Origin of the sequence: Pengzhenrongella sp. (assembly GCF_036565025.1) — a bacterium.
In the GTDB taxonomy this organism is placed as follows: Bacteria; Actinomycetota; Actinomycetes; order Actinomycetales; family Cellulomonadaceae; genus Pengzhenrongella.
Genome location: NZ_DATCNW010000115.1, coordinates 1 through 16341, shown reverse-complemented (window position 1 = coordinate 16341; position 16341 = coordinate 1). Strand labels below are relative to the sequence as shown.

At 70.4% G+C, this 16341-nt stretch carries 15 protein-coding genes; 7 read left to right on the top strand and 8 right to left on the bottom strand.

All coding sequences use genetic code 11. The features are described 5' to 3' along the window. Nucleotides 1-81 precede the first annotated feature (81 nt). The 7 genes from VIM26_RS06485 to moaA are packed head-to-tail and all read left to right on the top strand — an operon-like array spanning nucleotide 82 to nucleotide 8860. Complete coding sequence (locus tag VIM26_RS06485) at nucleotides 82-3744, top strand: nitrate reductase subunit alpha (protein WP_331949543.1); 3663 nt, start codon at nucleotides 82-84, stop codon at nucleotides 3742-3744. Continuing rightward, entirely contained in the window at nucleotides 3744-5432 is a 1689-nt protein-coding gene (narH, locus tag VIM26_RS06480) for a nitrate reductase subunit beta (RefSeq protein ID WP_331949533.1), read from the top strand. Before VIM26_RS06485 ends, narH begins: the two co-directional genes overlap by 1 nt. Continuing rightward, nucleotides 5429-6112, top strand: coding sequence for a nitrate reductase molybdenum cofactor assembly chaperone (gene narJ / locus VIM26_RS06475; RefSeq protein WP_331949532.1), 684 nt, complete (start codon nucleotides 5429-5431; stop codon nucleotides 6110-6112). The genes narH and narJ overlap by 4 nt, the downstream gene beginning before the upstream one ends. Next, nucleotides 6109-6858 carry a respiratory nitrate reductase subunit gamma gene (gene narI, locus VIM26_RS06470; RefSeq protein ID WP_331949531.1) on the top strand — a complete coding sequence of 250 codons (750 nt, stop codon included), beginning with the start codon at nucleotides 6109-6111 and terminating at the stop codon, nucleotides 6856-6858. The genes narJ and narI overlap by 4 nt, the downstream gene beginning before the upstream one ends. Nucleotides 6859-6874: 16 nt before the next feature. Next, nucleotides 6875-7390 (top strand): MogA/MoaB family molybdenum cofactor biosynthesis protein, encoded by a 516-nt coding sequence (locus VIM26_RS06465; protein ID WP_331949530.1) that lies wholly within the window; start codon nucleotides 6875-6877, stop codon nucleotides 7388-7390. Next, nucleotides 7383-7829 (top strand): molybdenum cofactor biosynthesis protein MoaE, encoded by a 447-nt coding sequence (locus VIM26_RS06460; RefSeq protein WP_331949529.1) that lies wholly within the window; start codon nucleotides 7383-7385, stop codon nucleotides 7827-7829. The genes VIM26_RS06465 and VIM26_RS06460 overlap by 8 nt, the downstream gene beginning before the upstream one ends. After that, nucleotides 7826-8860 carry a GTP 3',8-cyclase MoaA gene (gene moaA / locus VIM26_RS06455; protein ID WP_331949528.1) on the top strand — a complete coding sequence of 345 codons (1035 nt, stop codon included), beginning with the start codon at nucleotides 7826-7828 and terminating at the stop codon, nucleotides 8858-8860. Before VIM26_RS06460 ends, moaA begins: the two co-directional genes overlap by 4 nt. Nucleotides 8861-8914: 54 nt before the next feature. Here moaA and VIM26_RS06450 read toward each other — a convergent pair whose 3' ends face one another. The 8 genes from VIM26_RS06450 to VIM26_RS06415 form a co-directional block, all read right to left on the bottom strand. Continuing rightward, complete coding sequence (locus VIM26_RS06450) at nucleotides 8915-9580, bottom strand: class I SAM-dependent methyltransferase (protein WP_331949527.1); 666 nt, start codon at nucleotides 9578-9580, stop codon at nucleotides 8915-8917. A 36-nt stretch (nucleotides 9581-9616) separates the two neighbouring features. Further along, on the bottom strand, nucleotides 9617-10351 hold the full coding sequence (cas6, locus tag VIM26_RS06445; RefSeq protein ID WP_331949526.1) for a CRISPR system precrRNA processing endoribonuclease RAMP protein Cas6: 735 nt from the start codon (nucleotides 10349-10351) through the stop codon (nucleotides 9617-9619). A 156-nt stretch (nucleotides 10352-10507) separates the two neighbouring features. Next, nucleotides 10508-11590: a Gfo/Idh/MocA family oxidoreductase gene (locus VIM26_RS06440; protein ID WP_331949525.1), complete on the bottom strand. Its 1083-nt coding sequence runs from the start codon at nucleotides 11588-11590 to the stop codon at nucleotides 10508-10510. Nucleotides 11591-11636: 46 nt separating this feature from the next. Next, nucleotides 11637-12485: a sugar phosphate isomerase/epimerase family protein gene (locus tag VIM26_RS06435; protein WP_331949524.1), complete on the bottom strand. Its 849-nt coding sequence runs from the start codon at nucleotides 12483-12485 to the stop codon at nucleotides 11637-11639. Continuing rightward, the gene (locus tag VIM26_RS06430; protein WP_331949523.1) at nucleotides 12482-13681 is read right to left on the bottom strand and encodes a Gfo/Idh/MocA family oxidoreductase; all 1200 of its coding nucleotides are present in this window, start codon (nucleotides 13679-13681) and stop codon (nucleotides 12482-12484) included. The genes VIM26_RS06435 and VIM26_RS06430 overlap by 4 nt, the downstream gene beginning before the upstream one ends. Continuing rightward, entirely contained in the window at nucleotides 13678-14523 is an 846-nt protein-coding gene (locus VIM26_RS06425; protein ID WP_331949522.1) for a sugar phosphate isomerase/epimerase family protein, read from the bottom strand. Before VIM26_RS06425 ends, VIM26_RS06430 begins: the two co-directional genes overlap by 4 nt. After that, nucleotides 14520-15428: a carbohydrate ABC transporter permease gene (locus VIM26_RS06420; protein WP_331949521.1), complete on the bottom strand. Its 909-nt coding sequence runs from the start codon at nucleotides 15426-15428 to the stop codon at nucleotides 14520-14522. The genes VIM26_RS06425 and VIM26_RS06420 overlap by 4 nt, the downstream gene beginning before the upstream one ends. Further along, the coding region (locus VIM26_RS06415; protein WP_331949520.1) for a sugar ABC transporter permease at nucleotides 15425-16341 on the bottom strand (917 nt) is incomplete at its 5' end. The genes VIM26_RS06420 and VIM26_RS06415, both read right to left, overlap by 4 nt.

Sequence of the window (16341 nt, the reverse complement as noted above, 5' to 3'; positions counted from 1 at the left end):
CCGACCAGCACGCTCCCCGCGAACCGCAGAAGAAGGACCGTGCCCGTGACACCCCAGCAGAACCCGCCGACGTCGCCGCGCATGGACGACCAGGTCACGGAGGTCCTGCTCAAGACACGGCGGTTCTTCCAGAAGAAGGAGGTCTCGGCGGACCTGCGGACGCTGCACCAGATCGGGGGCCGGGACGCCGACACGTTCTACCGGGACCGCTGGAGCCACGACAAGGTCGTCCGCTCGACCCACGGGGTGAACTGCACCGGCTCCTGCTCCTGGAAGGTCTACGTCAAGGACGGGATCATCACCTGGGAGGCGCAGCAGACCGACTACCCCTCGACCGGGCCGGACAAGCCCGAGTACGAGCCCCGCGGCTGCCCCCGCGGGGCCGCGTTCTCCTGGTACACGTACTCCCCGACCCGGGTGCGCTACCCGTACGTGCGCGGGGTGCTGCTCGAGATGTACCGGGAGGCGAGGGCCCGCACCGGCGACGCCGTCTCGGCGTGGGCCGACATCATGGCCGACCCGGAGCGCTCGCGGCGGTACAAGGCGGCCCGCGGCAAGGGCGGCCTGGTTCGCGCGACCTGGGACGAGGCGACCGAGATGATCGCCGCCGCCCACGTGTCCACGATCAAGGACCACGGCCCGGACCGGGTCGCCGGCTTCTCCCCGATCCCCGCGATGTCGATGGTCTCCTACGGGGTCGGGTCGCGGTTCTACCACCTCATCGGTGGCGCGATGCTGTCGTTCTACGACTGGTACGCGGACCTGCCGGTCGCCTCCCCGCAGGTGTTCGGGGACCAGACCGACGTGCCGGAGTCCGGGGACTGGTGGGACGCCGGGTACCTGATCATGTGGGGCTCCAACGTCCCGGTGACCCGCACCCCGGACGCGCACTGGATGGTCGAGGCGCGCTACCGCGGCCAGAAGGTCATCGCGGTCTCCCCCGACTACGCGGACAACGTGAAGTTCGCGGACGAGTGGCTCGCGCCCGCGCCCGGCACCGACGGCGCGCTCGCGATGGCCATGGGCCACGTGGTGCTCAAGGAGTTCTTCGTCGACCGTACGACCCCGTACTTCGACGACTACGTGCGCAAGTTCAGCGACCTGCCGTTCCTGGTCACCCTCGAGCCGCGCGGCGAGGGGTACGTCCCCGCCAAGTTCCTCACCGCGTCCGACCTCGGCGACGTGAGCGAGAACGCCCAGTTCAAGACCGTCCTGCTCGACGAGGCGACCGGCGCGCCGGTCATCCCGAACGGGTCCCTCGGCTTCCGGTACGGCGAGGAGGGCGAGGGCAAGTGGAACCTCGACCTCGGCGACACCGTCCCAAAGCTCAGCGCCGACGGCGCAGGCTCTCACGCCGCCGCGATCGAGCTGCCGCGGTTCGACGCCGCCGACGGCTCCGCCGACGTGATCGCGCGCGGCGTGCCGACCCGGACCGTCGGCGGGCACCTGGTGACCACCGTCTACGACCTGCTGCTCGCGCAGTACGGCGTCGGCCGCGACGGTCTGCCCGGCACCTGGCCCACCGGGTACGACGACGAGACGTCGCCGTGCACCCCGGCGTGGCAGGAGACCATCACCGGGGTTCCCGCGGCGAAGGCCGAGCGGATCGGGCGCGAGTTCGCGGCCAACGCCGAGGAGTCCAAGGGCCGCTCGATGATCATCATGGGCGCCGGCGTCAACCACTGGTTCCACGCCGACACGATCTACCGCGCGTTCCTGACCCTGACCACCCTGTGCGGCACCCAGGGCGTCAACGGCGGCGGCTGGGCGCACTACGTCGGGCAGGAGAAGGTCCGCCCGCTCACCGGGTTCAACCAGTACGCGAACGCGCTCGACTGGTCCCGCCCCCCGCGGCACATGATCCAGACCGCCTACTGGTACCTGCACAGCGACCAGTACCGCTACGACACCTTCACCGCCGACGCGCTGTCCTCGCACGCGGGCGGCGGCAAGTTCGCCGGCATGTCCACCGCGGACCTGCTCGCGCAGTCCGCCCGCCTGGGCTGGATGCCGTCCTACCCGACCTTCGACCGCAGCTCGCTGACCCTGGCCGACGACGCCGAGGCCGCGGGCGTGCCCATCACCGAGTACGTCCCGAAGGCGCTCAAGGACGGCACCCTGAGGTTCGCCGCCGAGGACCCCGACGCCCCCGAGAACTACCCCCGGGTGCTCACGGTGTGGCGCTCCAACCTGCTCGGCAGCTCCAGCAAGGGCAACGAGTACTTCCTCAAGCACCTGCTCGGCACCGAGTCCTCGCTGCGGGCCACCGAGGCCGAGGTCAAGCACCGCCCGCGCGACGTCGTCTGGCGTGACGAGGCGCCCGTCGGCAAGCTCGACCTGCTGCTCACGCTCGACTTCCGGATGACCAGCACCACGCTGTTCTCCGACATCGTGCTGCCGGCCGCGACCTGGTACGAGAAGTACGACCTGTCCAGCACCGACATGCACCCGTTCGTGCACTCGTTCAACCCCGCGATCGCCCCGCCGTGGCAGACCCGGACGGACTTCGACGCGTTCACCACGATCGCGAAGGCGTTCTCCGAGCTCGCCGGCGAGCACCTCGGGACCCGCAAGGACGTCGTGGCGATGCCGCTGCTGCACGACACCCCGGACGCGATGGCCACGCCGTCGGGCCGGGTGCTGGACTGGAAGTTCGGGGAGTGCGAGCCGATCCCGGGCAAGACGATGCCCAAGCTGATCGTCGTCGAACGGGACTTCGCCGCGGTGGCGGACAAGATGGGCACGCTCGGGCCGCTGGCCAGCACGCTGGGCGCGACCACCAAGGGCATCACGTTCGACCTGACCAAGCCGATCGAGTACCTGGGCAAGAAGAACGGCGTGGTGCGCGGCGGGGCCGGTGACGGCCGGCCGTCGCTGCAGCGCGACGTGCACGTGTGCGAGACCATCCTGGCGCTGTCGGGGACGACGAACGGGCACCTCGCGACGGCGGGGTTCAAGACGCTCGAGAAGCGCACCGGGCGCAAGCTCGCCGACCTGGCCGCGGAGAACGAGGGCAAGCAGGTCACGTTCGCCGACACGCAGGCGGCGCCGACGGCGGTGCTCACGTCACCGGAATGGTCGGGTTCGGAGACCGGGGGGCGGCGGTACTCGCCGTTCACGATCAACGTCGAGCGGCTCAAGCCGTGGCACACGCTCACGGGGCGGATGCACTTCTTCCTCGACCACGACTGGATGACCGAGATCGGCGAGCAGCTGCCGGTGTTCCGGCCCCCGCTGAACATGTCGGCCCTGTTCGGCGAGCCCGAGCTCGGCGAAAAGGGCGAGCTGGGGATCACGGTGCGGTACCTGACCCCGCACAGCAAGTGGTCCATCCACTCCGAGTACCAGGACAACCTGCTGATGCTCAGCCTGTCCCGCGGCGGGCCCGGCATCTGGATGAGCGAGAAGGACGCCGAGAAGATCGGCGTGGCGGACAACGACTGGATCGAGGCGGTGAACCGCAACGGGGTCGTGGTGGCCCGCGCGATCGTGTCCTACCGGATGCCGGAGGGGACCGTGTACATGTACCACGCGCAGGACCGGCTGATCGATGTGCCGCGGTCCGAGACCAGCGGGAAACGCGGCGGGATCCACAACTCGCTGACCCGGATCCTGATGAAACCGAGCCACCTCATCGGCGGCTACGCCCAGCTCACCTTCGCGTTCAACTACCTCGGCCCCACCGGCAACCAGCGCGACGAGGTCACCGTCATCCGCCGTCGTTCCCAGGATGTGGAGTACTGATGCGCGTCATGGCTCAGATGTCGATGGTCATGAACCTCGACAAGTGCATCGGCTGCCACACCTGTTCGGTCACCTGCAAGCAGGCGTGGACCAACCGGTCCGGCACCGAGTACGTGTGGTTCAACAACGTCGAGACCCGCCCCGGGCAGGGGTACCCGCGCACGTACGAGGACCAGGAGAAGTGGGAGGGCGGCTGGACCCTCACCAAGAAGGGCAAGCTGCAACTCAAGGCCGGCGGGCGGCTGAAGAACCTCGGCACGATCTTCTCGAGCCCGAAGATGCCCTCCATGGAGGACTACTACGAGCCGTGGACCTACGACTACGAGACCCTCACCACCGCGCCGCTGCAGGAGCACACCCCGGTCGCCAGGCCCAAGTCGCTGATCAGCGGCAAGGACATGAAGATCACCTGGAGCGCGAACTGGGACGACAACCTCGGCGGGTCCACGGCGCTCGCGGCCGACCCGATCCTCGCCAAGGTCTCCGACAAGGTGAAGCTCGCCTACGAGCAGACGTTCATGTTCTACCTGCCGCGCATCTGCGAGCACTGCCTCAACCCGTCCTGCGCGGCGTCCTGCCCGTCCGGGGCGATCTACAAGCGGGCCGAGGACGGCATCGTCCTGGTCGACCAGGACGCGTGCCGCGGCTGGCGCAAGTGCGTGACCGGCTGCCCGTACAAGAAGATCTACTTCAACCACAAGACCGGCAAGGCCGAGAAGTGCACGTTCTGCTTCCCGCGCATCGAGGTCGGCCTGCCGACCGTGTGCGCGGAGACGTGCGTGGGCCGGCTGCGCTACATCGGCCTCGTGCTGTACGACGCCGACAAGGTGCTCGAGGCGGCCACCGTCACCGATAGCCATGACCTGCTCGAGTCGCAGCGCGGGGTCTTCCTCGACCCGTTCGACCCCGAGGTGATCCGCGAGGCGGAGCGGGTCGGCATCGCCCGGGACTGGATCGACGCCGCGCAGCGCTCCCCGATCTGGGCGCTGATCAGCACGTTCAAGGTCGCGCTGCCGCTGCACCCGGAGTACCGGACGATGCCGATGGTCTGGTACATCCCGCCGCTGTCGCCCGTGGTCGACGTCGTGACGGAGACGGGTGAGGACGCCGAGCGGGTGGACAACCTGTTCGCCGCGATCGACACGCTCCGGATCCCGGTGGAGTACCTCGCCGAGCTGTTCACCGCCGGGGACACCGTGCCGGTGACCGGCGTGCTGAAGAAGCTCGCCGCCATGCGCTCGTACATGCGGGACATCAACATGGGCCGGCCCGGTGATCCGTCCATCCCGGAGGCGGTCGGCATGACCACCACCGAGATGGACGCGATGTTCCGGCTGCTCGCGATCGCCAAGTACGAGGAGCGGTACGTCATCCCGGCGGCGCACGCCGAGGCGGCGCACGGCCTGGAAGAGATCGCGACCGAGTGCAGCCTCGACTACGACGGCGGCCCCGGCATGGGCGGGTCCGGCCCGTTCGGTGAGGGGTCCGGGGCGGGCACGCCGCTCGCCGTCGAGAACTTCCGGGCGCTGAAGGACCGGCAGACCTCCGACACGACGACCGACACCACCAAGAAGTCCACCCGGGTCAACCTGCTGAACTGGGACGGCCGGGGCGCCCCCGACGGGCTGTTCCCGGGACGTGACACCCCGCACGACGGCGGCGCACCCGACCTGGAGCAGAAGCCGTGAGCGCGCGACGGTCCGCCGGGGCACTGCTCGGCGGGCGCAAGGCGAAGGTCCGCCCGCTCGACGCGCGCCAGCGTGCCATCGTGCACCGGGTCGCCGGGCTGCTGCTCGACTACCCCGACCAGCCGCTGCTCGACCGGCTCGAGGACCTGCGCGCCGCGGTCGCGGACGTGCCCGAGCCCGCGGGCCCGGCGTTGCGCGGGCTCCTGGACCACCTCGGGGACACTCCCCTGGGCAAGCTCCAGGTCGCCTACGTCGAGACGTTCGACCTGCGCCGCAAGGCCTGCCTGTACCTGACCTACTACGGGTACGGGGACACCCGCCAGCGCGGCGTCGCGCTGCTCAGCTTCAAGCGCACCTACCGCGCGGCGGACCTGCTGCTGAGCGACGAGGAGCTGCCGGACCACCTGTGCGTGCTGCTCGAGTTCACCGCGACGGAGGACGCCGAGGCGGGCATGAAGCTGATGCTCGAGCACCGGGCCGGCCTGGAGATCCTGCGCCTCGCGCTGCTCGACTCCGCTTCGCCGTACGCCGGGGCGCTCGTCGCGGTCTGCTCGACCCTGCCGGCGCTCGCCGGCGAGGACCGCGAGGCCGTCGCGAAGCTCGCCGCACAGGGACCACCGGACGAGTCCGTCGGACTCGAGCCGTATGCCGCACCGGACGTCATGGGAGCCCGAACATGACCACGTCGCTCGACATCGTGCTGTGGGTGGTCGTCCCGTACGTCTGCCTCGCCGTCTTCATCGGTGGGCACCTGTGGCGGTACCGCTACGACAAGTTCGGCTGGACGACCCGCTCGTCCCAGCTGTACGAGAGCAAGCTGCTGCGCATCGGTAGCCCCTTGTTCCACTTCGGGATCCTCGCGGTGGTCGGCGGGCACGTCATGGGCTTGGGCATCCCGGAGTCCTGGACCAAGGCGGTCGGGATCACCGAGGGCATGTACCACTTCATGGCCGTCAGCATCGGGCTGCTCGCGGGCCTCGCCACGCTGGTCGGGATGTCGCTGCTGATCTACCGGCGCCGCACGGTCGGGCCGGTTTTCAGCGCGACGACCCGCATGGACAAGGCGATGTACCTGGTGCTCGCCGTCGTCATCACGCTCGGGCTGTGGAACACCATTGCCGGTTCCGTGCTGAACCTCGGCGGGGAGTACGACTACCGCCTGGGGGTCTCGGTCTGGTACCGCGGCATCTTCACGTTCCAGCTGCACCCCGAGCTGATGGCCGTCGCACCGATCGGCTTCAAGCTGCACGGCATGGCGGCGATGGCGCTGTTCGCGCTGTGGCCGTTCACGCGGCTCGTGCACGTGTTCAGCGTGCCGGTGTTCTACCTGTGGCGTCCGTACGTCGTGTACCGCAGCCGCAGCGACCGCCACGGCGCCCGGGCGCCGCGGCGCGGCTGGGAGCGCAGCGAGCGAAGCCGGCGTTGATCGGTATCGTTGCGCGGTGACCACGCCCCGCACCAGCCCTTTCGGCGAGCCGGTCCAGGCCGTCGTCGTCATCGTCTCCGACCGCTGCTCGGCCGGCACCGCGGTCGACCGCTCCGGCCCGCGCGCGGCTGCGCTGCTCAAGGCCGCGGGCCTCGAGGTCGGCGCGGTCCGGGTCATCCCCGACGGCGTGGAGTCCGTCACCGGCGCCTTGGGCGCGGCGCTGGGCGACGGCGCGCGCCTCGTCGTGACGTCCGGCGGCACCGGTGTCGGGCCGCGCGACCTGACCCCGGAAGGCACGGCCGGGATGCTGGACCGGGAGCTGCCCGGGCTCGCCGAGGCGTTTCGGCGGGAAGGTGCCCGGCACGTGCCGACCGCGGTCCTCTCCCGCGGCCTGGCCGGCGTCACGGCCGACGGCGCCGTGGTGGTGAACCTGCCCGGTTCGCCGTCGGCCGTCGAAGAGGGGCTCGCGGTGCTGCTGCCGCTGCTCCCCCACCTGCTCGACCAGCTCACCGGGGGCGACCACCATGGGTGAGGCGGCCGCGGCGGTCCGGGTCCCGCTGACCGGGATCGAGGCCACCCCGCTCGACCTGGAGGCCCACCTCGCCGCGGTGGCCGACCCGCGCGCCGGAGCCACCGCCACGTTTCTCGGGCACGTGCGTGACCACGACCCCGGCGTCGTCGGCGAGGTCGTCGCGCTGGAGTACTCCGGCCATCCCGACGCCCCCGGGATCCTCTCGCGCATCGTCGCCGACGCGGCGGCCGTCGAGGGCGTGCTCGGGGTAGCGTGCAGCCACCGCGTGGGCCGGCTCGAGGTCGGCGACGTGGCGATCGTGGCGGCCGTCGCGACGGCGCACCGCGAGCTCGCGTTCGACGTCTGCCGGGCGCTCGTCGAGCGGGTCAAGGCGGAGCTGCCGATCTGGAAGCGCGAGATCCTCGCGGACGGAACACATGTGTGGGTAGGTATGCGATGAGCGAGCCGACGACGTCCGCGGAGGTGCCCGCGCTCGAGCCGCTGGTCGACCGGTTCGGGCGGGTGCACCGCGACCTGCGCATCTCGCTGACCGATCGGTGCTCCCTGCGGTGCACCTACTGCATGCCGGCCGAGGGCGTGCCGTGGCTCAAGGGCAACACCATGCTCAGCACGGACGAGCTGGTGCGGATCGCGGGCGTCGCGGTCGCGCGCCTGGGCATCACCGAGATCCGGCTGACCGGTGGCGAGCCGCTGCTGCGGCCCGACGTCGTGGACGTCGTGGCCAAGATGGCAGCCCTGCCCGGCCCCAACGGCTCGCCCGAGGTATCGGTGACCACGAACGCGCTGCGGCTCCCCGCCCTCGCGGCGCCCCTCGCCGACGCCGGCCTGGCCCGCGTGAACATCAGCATCGACACCCTGGACCGGGAACGGTTCAAGGAGCTCACCCGGCGCGACCGGCTGCACGACGTGCTCGCCGGCATCGCCGCCGCGGACTCCGTGGGGTTCCACCCGATCAAGCTCAACGCGGTCGCGATGCGCGACGTGAACGACGACGAGCTCGTGGACCTGACCCGATACGCGGTGGACCGCGGGTACGAGATGCGGTTCATCGAGCAGATGCCGCTCGACGCCGGGCACGTGTGGTCCCGCGTGAAGATGGTCACCGGTCCGGAGATCCTCGCCGCGCTGTCCGAGGCGTTCACGCTGACCCCCGTGCCGAACCGGGGCTCCGCGCCCGCCGAGCGCTGGTACGTGGACGGCGGTCCGGCGACCGTCGGCGTGATCGCCTCGGTGTCCGCACCGTTCTGCGGCACCTGCGACCGGGTCCGGCTGACCGCCGACGGCCAGCTGCGGTCCTGCCTGTTCGCCCGGATCGAGTCCGACCTGCGCACGCTCCTGCGGGACGGAGCCGACGACGACGCGCTCGAGGCCGCGATCCGCAGCTGCATCGCCGGCAAGCGAGCCGGCCACGACATCGACGACCCGACCTTCCTCCAGCCCGACCGCCCGATGAGCGCCATTGGCGGCTGACCGTCCGTCCCAAGCGCCTCGACGCTACGGTTCGCGCCGCGGTGAGCGGACGACTCATTCGGCTCTGGCGAGCAGGATGGCCTGATCGTCCCTCTCCGTGCCCTGAGCGCGTCGCACCAGGCGGCACACCTCCCGCAGACCGGCGGCGCCGAGCTGGGCGGCAACCTGATCTGCGGCATAGAGGTGGCGCTCGAGTCTGATCTCGTGACCGAATCGGCGGTACGCCCCGGACACGTCTCGGGTGCCGTCGCCGGCCTGGAAACCGACGAGCAGGTGGCCGGCCGGGCGCAGGACCCGGGCGGCCTCCGCGAAGATGCGAGCCTGGCCGGCGGGAGGCGTGTGGATGATCGAATACCACAGCAGCACGCCCGCGAACTGGTCGTCGGGGTACGGGAGACCGGTCAGCGAGCCCACCGTGAACGCCAGGTCGCGGTGGGCTCGTCGTGCCATGGCAACCATGCTCGATGACAGGTCGACGCCCTCGACGCGGCACCCGCGATCGGCGAGATACCGGCTCATCCGACCCGCGCCGCACCCGGCGTCGAGGACCCGTGGGCTGTCACCCGACGTCGCCGCCTCAGCGAAGGCGTCAATCATGGCGAGGTCCAGGGGAGCCTCGGCACGGGTGTCCGGCAGATAGGTGGCGTAGTCCTGCGCCACTGTGTCGTAGGCGTCTCGGACACTGCGGAAGCCGAGCGGATCTGGAGGCGAGGAGGTCACGAGGCGCATGATCGCACGACCGGACTGCCAGAACGTTCAGCTCGCCTGGACGGCGTAGGTGCCAACTGCGGGCCGGGCGTCGACGACCCGGGTCACGCCCAGCCCCTTGGCGGTTCCGGTGCCGATCCCGCTGTACTCAGCGAGCCGGAACAGCGGGTCGACCAGACGTGCGACGTCTTTGTCGTCGCAGCGGTAGCGGATCCGTCCGACGAAACCCGACAGATGCATGCCCGACATGACCAGGGGGTGGCTTCGCCCGTCGATGTCGCTGACCCACACCTCGTCGGCCTGCTGATGGCTCACGTCGCGCTGTCCCAACCCGCTCCACGCAGCCCAGCACTCCGTCAGTCCGCGCAGGACCGCCGATGGCGCTGGCCAGGGCGTCGAGCGTGTACCTCGCCGGAACGTCGCCGGGGTGACGAAGTCCAGAACCCACGACGTCGCACCCGAGGGTGTAGCCAACGACCGCCACGCCTCATCGCGCAGTCGGCGCGGCGTGAACGAGGCGCCGGACAGGCCACCGAGGCGAAGGTTGACCCCGAGGACTGAGGCAGTCGCGAACTGTTCCTCGGCCCTTGCGGACAGCAATCTGACCTCTACGGCAGGTAGGCCACCGGTCTCGCGCATCGGCGAGAGCGCGTAGGGCATCTGCTGCGCGTTGTGGTCCCTCTTGTCGAGGTCGAACCAGCGGGTCAGGGCGCTGTGGACCTGCTCCCCCGTAACCCGCTCCAGGTCGATGCCGGCAAGGGGCACGAGCCACCGGCTAGGCATGGGGTCTCACCCGCCCTGGGGTGAGGTCGGTCGACCATCGCGGCGCAAGCGGGTAGGAAGTGACGAAGTCGACCACAGGACCCCCTGATGCCCCCTGAGCAGGCCTTAGCCCGCAGGTGTCTTCACCTACCTACGACACTAGCGCAAGTCGGGGCCTTATGTGGTGGTTTGGGGGATTCTCCCTGCACGGCTGACGCCCACCAGGCCCACCGATGCCCCGGCCAGCGCACCCGGGTAGCCCAGTCCCACCGCGGCCTCGGAGTACGCGTACAGATCCTGGATGATCCGCAGCGACTTGGCGGCCTCGACCGGGCTGATCCAGAACGGCGCCGCGTCCCCCAGGCGCGCGTAGAAGTCGTCGATCAGCAGGGAATGCGAGGCGCCCCAGTAGTCCTTCCCCGCCGACGACACGAGCCGTTCGGCGACCGTCGTCGTCCGGCCGTCCGCGTAGGTGACCACCAGGTCCCCGCTCAGCCGGAGCGTCGCGGCCTCGGTCGTGACCTCGATCGTCACCGGCGCGTTCACCGAGTTCGCGACCGTCGCGTACAGGACGGTGCGCGCACCACCTGAGTGGGTGAGCATCATCTCGGCGGTGTCCTCGACCTCGATGTCGTCGGCGAGCGAGTTGTTGCCGGCGTGCCCCCGCACGTCGGTCACGTCTCCGAGCAGCCACTGCAGCAGGTCGACGGTGTGGATGGCCTGGTTCATCAGCAGGCCGCCGCCGCTGGTGGCCCACCGGCCCCGCCACGGCTTGGCGCGGTAGTACTCCGCGGAGCGCTCCCAGATGACGGTCGCGGACGCCCCGGCGACTGCCCCGAGCTCGCCCGAGTTCAGCAGCCGCCGCATCGCCGCGACCGGGGCGTTGTACCGGTTCTGGAAGCAGACGCCGATCTTCACGTCGGGGCGAGCGGCAGCGGCCAGCACGAGGCGCTGACCCTCGGCCACGGTGTGGGCCAGCGGCTTCTCGAGGACGACATTGATCCCCCGCTCGACGCAGGCGACGGCGATCGCCGCGTGCTGGTGGTGCGGCGTGCAGATGTGCACCACGTCCGGCTGCATCTCGTCGAGGAGCTCGCGGTGGTCGGCGAAACCCGGGACGCCGTACGCCGCGGCGGCTGCGGCCAGCACGGACGGCTCCGCGTCGCAGACGCCGACCAGCTCGATGGCCGGGTTGGCCGTGATCGCCGCCAGGTGCACGCTCGAGACGTCGCCGCAACCGATAACTGCCGCCCTTGTCATGCTGACTCCTCGTTCGATTGCGGAGATCTGTGAGTGGTGCGCGAGCTCAACGTGGCGCGCTGACGCTCCTGAGATAGGCGAGGTTGTCACGCGTGCGTTCCTCGAGCGGGAGGTCGGTGGAGAAGTCCTCGCAGGTCACCCACCCGTCGTACCCGAATGCGCGCAGTGCGTCGACGTACCCGCGCACGTCACCCTGACCGGTGCGCAGCGGCGCCCACTGCGAGTCCCAGAGCACCGAACCGTCGGGTTCGGCAACGGTCCGCGGGCACCACCGGACGTTCTTCACGTGCACGTGCGCGAGGTAGCCGCCCAGCAGCTCGAACGCCGACGCGTAGTCCTCCTGGCCCTCGATGAGCAGGTTGCCGAGGTCGTGGATCACGCCGACGTGCTCCGGGTCGAGCCCCTCGATCAGTCGCATCGCCGCGGACGCCGACGACGTCAGCGTGCCGTGATGCAGCTCGACGAGGGCCTTCACACCGTGCGCGGCGGCCCTCTCGGTGACCCACTCGAAGTGCTCGCGGGCGAGCGCGAAGGCCTCCCGGTAGTTCCCCTGCCCCACCCGGGGCACGGTGATGCGCACCTGGCGGGCCCCGAGCGCGGCGGTCGCGACCAGCAGGGTCTCCACGTCGTCGTGGTTGTCGCACCGCGCGTAACCGCCGAGGCCCGAGAACTCCAGACCGGAGTCGTGGGTGATCCGGGCGATCTCCGGGGTGTCCCGGGCAAGGGTCGCGAGCGGCCAGGTCGCCTGGTTGCCCGCCCAGAACCCCGGGACCGGGGCGTCGTCCTGGTCGGTGATCCGCCACTCGATCCCGTCCCAGCCCTGCGCGGCGAGCGTCTTGGCCGCGACCTCGGGCGACCATTGCGGGGTTGACGCGGTGAAGACGGAGAACTTCATGACGGGGCTCCTGCCGGTAGGTGGGCGGCGTCGGCCTGGCCCGTGTGAACCTGCTCGGCGTCGTAGTCGCCGGCGAGGACGTCGTCGATGACCACGCGCCGGCCGAGGGTCGACGAGAGGTAGATCGCCCGCACGAGGGCGAGGGACTCCAGCGCCTGCTGGACGCTCACGCCCGGCGCCGAACCGGTGTCGATCGACCGGGCGATGCTGTCGTACTGGCGACCGTGCGCGACGGCGAACGCGTCCTCGTTGCGGGGCACGGCGGTGGTCTCCTCGATGCCGACCTCGTTCTGCGCGAGGTTCCCCGTGACGTCTCCCCCGGTGATCGCGCCGTACGCCGAGGTGCCGCCCGCGTCGCCGTCGGCCGCGTGGAAGTACTCGAGCCGATCGTTGTCGATGATCGCGGACCCGGTCGAGCCGTGCACCTGAAGCCGGACGGTCAGGCCCGGGTACGCGGCCGTCGTGGCGTGCACGACGGCGAGCGCCCCGGACTCGAAGCGCACGGTCGCCACGGCGGTGTCCTCGACCTCGAGCCTGTCGTGGGCGAGAAGCGCGGTGTGCGCGTGCACGTCGACGGGCTTGCCCAGGAACCAGCACAGCAGGTCCACCGTGTGCACCCCCTGGTTCATCACCGCGCCGCCGCCGTCGAGCGCCCAGGTGCCGCGCCAGTCGCCGCCGTCGTAGTACCCCTGGCTGCGCCACCAGGCGACCGAGGCCACCGCGGACGTGATGCGCCCGAACCGCCCGCTCTCGACGGCCCGGTGCACCGCGACGCTCGCGGGGTCGAAGCGATGCTGGCTGATCACCGAGACGTGGATCCCGCGCTGCGCCGCGTCCGCCGCGAGGTCCGCGAACCGCCTGGCTTTCGCGAGGTCGACGTCGAGGGGCTTCTCGACCACCGTGTGCAGGCCGGCCGTGACCGCCTCGGTGGCGAGGTCGATGTGGGTGCCGCTCGGGGTGCACACGACGACCAGGTCGACGTCGCCGCGCACCAGGACCTCGTCGAGGGTGCTGCTCACGGTGGGCCGGGGTGCGCCGAGGGTCTCGAGGATGTCCGCGACGCCGTCGGCGGTTTCCGGTGTGGTGTCGACCAGGGCCGTCACCTCGAACCGTGCGTGCCCGGCGAGCACGCGGGCGTGGTGCTGCCCGATGACGCCGCAGCCGACGATCGCGGCGCGAATCCGCTGCTCGCTCATCGGGTCACGATCCCGATCTGGGTCGTCAGGTCGCGAAAGGCCCGCGCGGCCTCGCCGAACGACGCCGGTCCGGAGAACGCGCCGAAGGCGTTCGTGCTGCCCAGGTGCGGCTCGAGGGACACGAACCCGCTGTACCCGTCGTCCCGCAGGGCGGTGAGCGTCTCGAGCAGCTCGCCGTCGCCCGCGCCGGCCGGGACGACCTCGCCGGTCGCGGCGATGGCGTCCTTGACCTGCAGGTACTCCAGGTGCGGGCGCAGCATGGCGTACCCCTCGGTGAACGGCTTGACCCCGACCTGCACGAAGTTCGCGCTGTCCCAGGCCACCCGGAGCGAGTCCGAACCGACAGACTCGATGAGGTCCAGCACGCGCTCGGGGGTGTCGCCGTAGATGGCCTTCTCGTTCTCGTGCAGCAGCACGACGCCCTCCCGCTCGGCGAGATCCGCGAAGGCCCGCATCCGTTGGAGCACGGCGTCGCGCACGTCGGCCGCCGCCAGACCCTCAGCGCGGTAGAACGAGAAGATGCGGACGTAGCGCGAGCCGAGCCGGTGGGCGGCCCGGATGGCGGTCGCGAGGCGCGCCACCTCGTCGTCGAGCGGTGCGCTCACGTCCACCTTGCCGACCGGTGAGGCGATGGCGGAGACCGCCATCCCTCGTGCGGAGATCAGGTTCGCCAGGGTGGTGAGCTGGTCGTCGGTCAGGTCGAGGATGTTGGTGTCCCACGCGCCGCGCACCTCGGCGTGCCGCGCGCCCAACGCCTGCAGGACGGCGAGCTGCACGACGGGATCGGGGTCGATCTCGTCCGCGAAACCCGAAAGGATCCAGTTCTGGTCGTCCGATCTCATTTGACTCCTCCTGCTGTGAGGCCACCGACGAGGTAGCGCTGGAAAACGAGGTAGAGAACCACGACAGGCACCGCGCACACGAGGGCGGCGGCCATCATCTGGCCGTAGATCGGGACCGCGCCACCCTCCTGGGTCGAGCCGAAGACCTGCAGTGCGACGGCGGCCGTCCGGGTGTCGGGCCTGGTCATGACCGAGGCGAAGAGCACGTCGTTCCAGCCGAGCAGGAACGCGAAGATCCCGGCGACGACGATGCCCGGCCAGGCGAGCGGGATGACGATGCGCGTCAGGATCTTCAACGACGACGCCCCGTCGATGCGGGCGGCCTCCTCGAGCTCGCGTGGCAGGCCGCGCAGGTACGTGACCATGATCCACGTCGAGAACGGGAGCGCGAACGTGAGGTAGGTGAGAAACAGGCCCCACCGGGTGCCGATGATCTGGATACCCAGCACGCTCGCGGCACTCGAGAACAGCACGAAGACCGGCAGCAGCAGCAGGGTGCCCGGGATGCTCTGCAGCCCGACGAGGGTCCGCAGGATCGTCAGCCGGCCGCGGAACGCGAACCGCACCAGCACGTACGCGGTGAACACCGAGAGGAATGCGCACGCGGCGGCGACGGATCCCGCCACGATCACGCTGTTCATCAGCCCCCGCCCGAGCCCGACGGTCGTCCAGATCTTCGAGTAGTTCGCGAGGGTCGGCTCCGAGGGGAAGAACTCCCCCCGGGCGACCTGGATGTCGGAGTTGATGGACGCGAAGAAGATGTAGAGGGTCGGCACCAGCACCATGGCCAGGAGTGCCGTGACGATGACGATGAGCAGGGGACGCGGCAGCAGCCGGGTGACCTCCTCGCGACGGTTCGACGTCGACGTCGTCGCCGTCGTGCGCCGGACTGCGGTCGTGGTCATCTCTTGCCCCCGTCGTCGCCGGTGTCGAGCTTGACCGCTCGCAGGTACACGAACAGCGGGATGGCGATGATCACGAACGAGGCCACGGCCATCGCCGCGCTCAGCCCGAACCGGAAGCTCTGGAAGCTCTGGATGTAGGTCAGCACGGGCAGCACCTCGACGTCCTTGGGCGTCGGCACCCCGAAGAGCACGAACGGCAGGGTGAAGTTGTTGATGTTGTGCAGCAGCGAGATGATCACCGCGAGGGCGAGCGGCCCGCGCAGGTACGGGAAGACCACGTAGCGCAGCTTGTTCCACCACAGCGCGCCGTCGAGCGCGGCCGCCTCGTACACCTCGTGGTCGACGGACTGCAGACCGGAGGCGGCCAGCAGGTAGATGAACGGCCAGGACGTCCAGATCTGCACGAAGATCAGCGCCCAGAAGCTGTGCGGCCCGTTCAGCCAGAGCCCCCCGTGGATGCCGACGTCGGCCAGGGTGGAGTTCACGACGCCCGTCGGCTGGAGCATGGTGCGCCAGACCGTCCCCACGACGAACGCCGGCAGCACGTAGGGGACCAGCAGGATCGAGCGCACGACGGCCCGTCCCCGGAACTTGTTCTGCGTCGCGAGCGCCGCCGCGACGCCGATCGGCAGGGTGACGAGCGAGACGAGGACCGCGTAGGACCCGCTGATCCAGATCGACCGGAGCAGGGGCGAGGACCGGACCGCCTCCACGTAGTTGCTCACGCCCACGAACGGCGCGTCGAGCCACTTGCGCAGCGTGTACTGGTCGAGGTCGAGCATGGAGATGTAGACCCCGATGATCAGGGGCACCACGATGACCACGATCATCAGGATGCCGCCGGGGGCGAGCATCCACATGGGCCGGTTTCGTTCGCTGATCTGGCGCCGGCGGGCGCGGCGCGGCCCCGCCC

What these genes read in the sequence shown, in the direction of transcription:
- cas6 (WP_331949526.1), bottom strand. Translation starts at nt 10,351, where the DNA reads ATGCCTAGCCGGTGGCTCGTGCCCCTTGCCGGCATCGACCTGGAGCGG.
- VIM26_RS06420 (WP_331949521.1), bottom strand. Translation starts at nt 15,428, where the DNA reads ATGACCACGACCGCAGTCCGGCGCACGACGGCGACGACGTCGACGTCG.
- VIM26_RS06435 (WP_331949524.1), bottom strand. Translation starts at nt 12,485, where the DNA reads ATGAAGTTCTCCGTCTTCACCGCGTCAACCCCGCAATGGTCGCCCGAG.
- moaA (WP_331949528.1), top strand. Translation starts at nt 7,826, where the DNA reads ATGAGCGAGCCGACGACGTCCGCGGAGGTGCCCGCGCTCGAGCCGCTG.
- VIM26_RS06430 (WP_331949523.1), bottom strand. Translation starts at nt 13,681, where the DNA reads ATGAGCGAGCAGCGGATTCGCGCCGCGATCGTCGGCTGCGGCGTCATC.
- narH (WP_331949533.1), top strand. Translation starts at nt 3,744, where the DNA reads ATGCGCGTCATGGCTCAGATGTCGATGGTCATGAACCTCGACAAGTGC.
- VIM26_RS06425 (WP_331949522.1), bottom strand. Translation starts at nt 14,523, where the DNA reads ATGAGATCGGACGACCAGAACTGGATCCTTTCGGGTTTCGCGGACGAG.
- VIM26_RS06440 (WP_331949525.1), bottom strand. Translation starts at nt 11,590, where the DNA reads ATGACAAGGGCGGCAGTTATCGGTTGCGGCGACGTCTCGAGCGTGCAC.
- VIM26_RS06460 (WP_331949529.1), top strand. Translation starts at nt 7,383, where the DNA reads ATGGGTGAGGCGGCCGCGGCGGTCCGGGTCCCGCTGACCGGGATCGAG.
- VIM26_RS06485 (WP_331949543.1), top strand. Translation starts at nt 82, where the DNA reads ATGGACGACCAGGTCACGGAGGTCCTGCTCAAGACACGGCGGTTCTTC.
- narI (WP_331949531.1), top strand. Translation starts at nt 6,109, where the DNA reads ATGACCACGTCGCTCGACATCGTGCTGTGGGTGGTCGTCCCGTACGTC.